Genomic DNA, 395 nt, shown 5'->3' with positions numbered 1-395 from the left:
CCGGTATTCTAACCGACTGAACTACCGCTGCGCGTAACATTGAAAGTAATGGTGGGTGATGACGGGATCGAACCGCCGACATTCTGCTTGTAAGGCAGACGCTCTCCCAGCTGAGCTAATCACCCTTTACCTTCGTTGCGGGGCACATTATGCCACAGGTTTTCGTAAAGTGTTGATTTAATTGAAATATTTTTCAAAAAATCCGAAACCCTGAAAAACAACGCACCCTGCAGGAACAACGGACAGAAAAAAACCCGCATCAGCGGGCTTTTCCGTGGTGACCTGGCGTTCAGCGTTCCAGGTTACCGAATATGGCGCAGCGGACGGGACTCGAACCCGCGACCCCCGGCGTGACAGGCCGGTATTCTAACCGACTGAACTACCGCTGCGCGTAA

At 52.2% G+C, this 395-nt stretch carries 2 tRNA genes; both read right to left on the bottom strand.

Annotation, left to right across the window (positions count from 1 at the left end):
- Nucleotides 1-49: 49 nt before the first annotated feature.
- Nucleotides 50-125, bottom strand: a tRNA-Val gene (locus AEQ67_RS33015).
- A gap of 187 nt (nt 126-312) precedes the next feature.
- Nucleotides 313-389 (bottom strand) — tRNA-Asp (locus AEQ67_RS33010).
- Nucleotides 390-395 lie beyond the last annotated feature (6 nt).

This window comes from Pseudomonas sp. RIT-PI-q (assembly GCF_001297125.1).
In the GTDB taxonomy this organism is placed as follows: Bacteria; Pseudomonadota; Gammaproteobacteria; order Pseudomonadales; family Pseudomonadaceae; genus Aquipseudomonas.
This window is presented reverse-complemented; position numbering and strand designations above follow the sequence as displayed.